Source organism: Amnibacterium sp. (genome assembly GCF_051956055.1).
Taxonomy (GTDB): Bacteria; Actinomycetota; Actinomycetes; order Actinomycetales; family Microbacteriaceae; genus Amnibacterium.
In genome coordinates, this window is record NZ_JBQCGC010000108.1 from 1 (window position 1) to 3,966 (window position 3,966).

The 3,966-nt window shown below is 74.6% G+C and carries 4 protein-coding genes; 3 read left to right on the forward strand and 1 reads right to left on the reverse strand.

What is annotated here, in order from left to right:
- Together ACTHLI_RS15385 and ACTHLI_RS15390 are read left to right on the forward strand one after the other, a co-directional pair.
- Window positions 1-631, forward strand: a 631-nt coding sequence (locus tag ACTHLI_RS15385) for a TetR/AcrR family transcriptional regulator (RefSeq protein WP_440185538.1), incomplete at its 5' end; no start/stop codon positions are given.
- 62 nt (window positions 632-693) lie between these two features.
- Entirely contained in the window at window positions 694-1,161 is a 468-nt protein-coding gene (locus ACTHLI_RS15390) for a hypothetical protein (protein WP_440185540.1), read from the forward strand.
- Between the two features lie 7 nt (window positions 1,162-1,168).
- On the opposite strand, the gene ACTHLI_RS15395 is transcribed toward ACTHLI_RS15390, so the two are convergent.
- Window positions 1,169-2,005, reverse strand: coding sequence for a class I SAM-dependent methyltransferase (locus ACTHLI_RS15395; protein WP_440185542.1), 837 nt, complete (start codon window positions 2,003-2,005; stop codon window positions 1,169-1,171).
- Window positions 2,006-2,161: 156 nt separating this feature from the next.
- Between ACTHLI_RS15395 and ACTHLI_RS15400 the strand changes: the two genes are divergently transcribed.
- Window positions 2,162-3,966, forward strand: a 1,805-nt coding sequence (locus ACTHLI_RS15400; RefSeq protein ID WP_440185544.1) for an MMPL family transporter, incomplete at its 3' end; no start/stop codon positions are given.

The following is a 3,966-nucleotide window of genomic DNA, read 5'->3' on the forward strand; positions in this document are numbered from 1 at the left end:
CGCGCCGGTGCAGGGCGAGGAGTGCGAGGCGCAGCGGCTCGGCCGCAAGCGCGATCACACGCGCGACCCCGAGATCCTCGACGCCGCGCTCGCCGTGCTCGCGGAGTCCGGGTACGACGCGATGACCATGGACATGGTCGCGACCAGGGCGAAGGCCGGCAAGGCGACCCTCTACCGGCGCTGGCCGTCGAAGGCCGACCTCGTGATCGAGGCGGTCGCGTGCATGAAGCAGGCCCAGTCGTCGATCGACCAGCTGCCCGACACGGGCACCCTCCGCGGCGACCTCGTCGCGCTCATCCGCCCGCACTCGCTCGAGGAGGCGGAGCGGAAGATGCAGGTCATGGGCGGCCTCGTGTCGATGCTGTCCCGCGACCCGCAGCTCGCCGACGCGGTGAACGAGGCGATCACCGAGCCGCGCGCCCGGCTGAACCGGATGCTCATCGAACGCGCCATCGCCCGGGGCGAGGTGCGGGTCGAGGCCGACGTGGACACGATCGCCCACATCGGCCCGTCGATGACCGCCTACCGCACCCTCGTGCAGCGCAAGCCGGTCGACCGCGACTTCCTCGTCGGCCTGATCGACGGCATCGTGCTGCCCGCGCTCGGGCTGCCGTCCGGCCCGACCGCCTGATCCCGCCGCGGCGCCCTCCTCAGCAGGGAGCCGCCGTCAGGGGCGTGGTCCAGACTCCCTCCATGGCGGGCGGGCGCGAGGTGCCGAGGGCGGACGAGGTGATCCGGCGGTTCTTCGGCGTCGAACGGCGCGGGGTCACCGGCAGGCGGACGGAGCGCCTCCTTCGGGCCGAGGACGATCTGCTCGCGTGCCTCGACGAGCACGCGGCGCTCGTGCTAGGCGAGCCCGAGCTGGCGCTCCTCGCCCTCGAGCGGCAGTTCGACGCGCGCGGGGCGGCGGCGCGGGTCGCGGACGCCGGCGCGGTGCTCCTGCTCCTCCCGCTCTACCTCGAGGAGTCGCAGTGGCGCGGCCTCGACTACGAGGACCGGCGGCTGCGCATCCGCCTGGCGGAGCCGCTCGCGTACGAGGTCGCGCGGGTGCCCGCGCTCCGTGGACCCGAGACGGGCGCCGCCGTCTGGACCGTGGAGGCGACCGTCGAGCACGCGATCTGGATGCTCCGGTCCGAGCGGGAGGCGACGCGGCGCCGATAGCGCCCGCTCAGCGGCTCCCCGTGGCGAGGAGCATCTGGACCGGGAAGCCGTGCTCGCTCGACCGCTCACGCAGGAGGTTCGCGAACTCGGCCGCGGCCTCGTTCAGCCCGTCCAGCTCGAGCTCGAGCCGCTGGAAGACCGACCGCATCGACGCGGCCCACGTCGGCAGCGACAGGAAGAGCGCCTTCGGGTCCGGCACCGGCCAGGTGTGCTCGAGCGTGCGCACGCGCACATCCGCGAACCCGGCGTCCTGCAGCAGCTGCTCGATCCTCGACGGGTCGGTGAGCCGCAGGAGGGCGGGCAGCGGCTCATCGAACCGCTCGGCCGGCAGGACGCGCTGCAGCGCCTCCAGCACCATCCGGCGCACGGCGAACCCGCCCGGCCCCCAGGTCACGACCGCGACGCGGCCGCCGGCGCGCAGCACCCGCCGGAGCTCCCGGGCGCCTGCGGCGAGATCCGGGAAGTAGACGAGGCCGAGCAGGGAGGCCGCCGCGTCGAAGGCGCCGTCGCCGAAGCCCAGCGCCTGCCCGTCCATCACCGCCGTGTGCGCGGCGCGCCGTGCGGCGGCCAGATTCGTGCGGAGCCGGGCGATCATGCCCGGCGCGAAGTCGACCGCGTGCACGTCGGCGCCCGTGGCCGCGGCGGGGATCGTGAGGGAGCCCGTCCCGGCGCCCACGTCGAGGAAGCGCACGTCGGGGCCGAGGCGGAGCTCCTGGACCACGTCGGCGGCGAACCGGGCGGTCACCGGAGCGAACCAGACGTCGTAGGCGCTCGCGTGGTCGGACCACCCCGCAGGCGTCTGATCGGCGGGAAGCGCGGCGACGGCGCCGCTGCCCGAGTCCATGGGCCGCTCCTTCGATGGAGGAAGAAGGCACCGTACGTCGCGCCACGGCCCCGAACAACCCGTGCGGGCTGAATCCGTCCACGGAGGGACCGAGGGCTCTGGCCGAAGATCCGTCGGACGCCGTATAGTTCGATGCCCGAAGGAACGGGGGTCGACATGGATCGGATCGCAGGCTTCCTCTCCGGACGACGCACGGCGTGGATCGCGCTCGTCGCCGGACTGGTCGTGGTCGGCGCGCTGTTCGCGCTGCTGCCGTCGGGCGGGAGCGCGTCATCGCCGACGACGGGGCTGCCCGCCTCCGCGGAGTCGCAGCGGGTCGCGGCGCTGCTGAAGCAGTTCCCGGGCGCGGACCGGACCGTCGCGCTCGTCGTCTACGACCGCTCGACGGGCCTGACGAGCGCGGACCGCACGGCGATCGACGCCCGATCGGCGGCGCTCGCGGAGCGCTCCGTCGTCCCGCAGGCGGTGCGCCCGCAGCTGAGCGCCGACGGCACGGTCGCCGTGGTGGCGGTGCCGCTGAAGGCGAAGCCCGTCACGGACGACCCCGAGGCCGTCGCGACCCGGATCCGCGCGATCGCCAGGACCGACCTGCCGTCCGGGCTCACCGCGAGGCTGACCGGGCCGGTCGGCTTCCAGGCGGACATCGCGAACGCGTTCGCCGGGGCGGACCTGCGGCTGCTGCTCGTCACCGCCTCCGTCGTCGCGCTCCTGCTCATCGTGACGTACCGCAGCCCGCTGCTCTGGATCGTGCCGCTCGTCGTGGTCGGCGCCGCGGACGGGCTCGCCCGGATCGTCGTCGCCGCGCTCGCCGGTCCGCTCGGCGTGACGGTCGACGCGTCGATCTCCGGCATCCAGTCCGTGCTCGTGTTCGGGGCGGGGACGAACTACGCGCTCCTGCTCATCTCCCGGTACCGGGAGGAGCTGCATCGGCGTCCCGACCACCACGACGCGATGCGCGTGGCCCTGCGGTCCGCCGGCCCGACGATCGCGGCGAGCGGCAGCACCGTCGCGCTCAGCCTGCTGACCCTGCTGCTCGGCGAGCTCGCGGGGAACCGGGCGCTCGGCGTCGCGTGCGCGATCGGCGTCGCGATCGCGATCCTCGCCGCCGTGCTCTGGCTGCCCGCCGCGCTCGTCGTGTTCGGCCGCGGGCTGTTCTGGCCGTTCGTGCCGCGGGTCAGGGAGGGCGGGGAGCGCGCAGGCGAGCGCGGCGTCTGGACCGCGATCGGCCGGCGCGTCGCGAAGCGCCCCCGGACCGTCGCCGCGGTCGCGCTGCTCGCCGTCGTCGCGATGGGAACGGGGCTGATCGGCTTCCGGTTCGGGCTCTCGCAGACCGAGCAGCTGCTCGGGAACCCGGAGAGCGTGCAGGCGGAGGCGGTCCTCGCGAAGGCGTTCTCGCCCGGGGTCGCCGCGCAGACCATCGTGCTGGCGCCGTCCGGGGTCGCCGATCGGGCCGCGACGATCGCGAAGGACACGAAGGGCGTGGCCTCCGTCACCCCGGGCGCGACGGCGAACGGCAGGACGGAGCTCGACCTGCGGCTCGACGGCGCGCCGGCCGGTGACGCGGCGTTCGCCTCGATCGCCGACCTCCGGGCCCGCTTCGCCGCGGCGGGCGGCGGTGTGGCGGACACGCTCGTCGGCGGCACGGACGCGACGGCCTACGACCAGCAGCAGGCGCAGCGGCACGACCAGGCGGTCGTGGTGCCCGCGATCCTCGCGGTCGTGTTCCTGATCCTCGCGCTGCTGCTCCGGTCGCTCGTGGCGCCGGTGCTGCTGCTCGCCAGCGTGCTCGCGACCTACCTCGCGAGCCTCGGGCTCGGCAACCTGCTGTTCCAGCACGTGTTCGGCTTCCCCGGCTTCGACGTGCAGGTGCCGCTGTTCGCGTTCCTGTTCCTGGTCGCGCTCGGCGTCGACTACAACATCTTCCTCACCGCGCGGGCGCGGGAGGAGCGGCTGCAGCACGG

Bases quoted from the DNA above. Each gene is read 5' to 3' on its own strand.
- ACTHLI_RS15395 (WP_440185542.1), bottom strand. From the start codon at position 2,005: ATGGACTCGGGCAGCGGCGCCGTCGCCGCGCTTCCCGCCGATCAGACG.
- ACTHLI_RS15390 (WP_440185540.1), top strand. From the start codon at position 694: ATGGCGGGCGGGCGCGAGGTGCCGAGGGCGGACGAGGTGATCCGGCGG.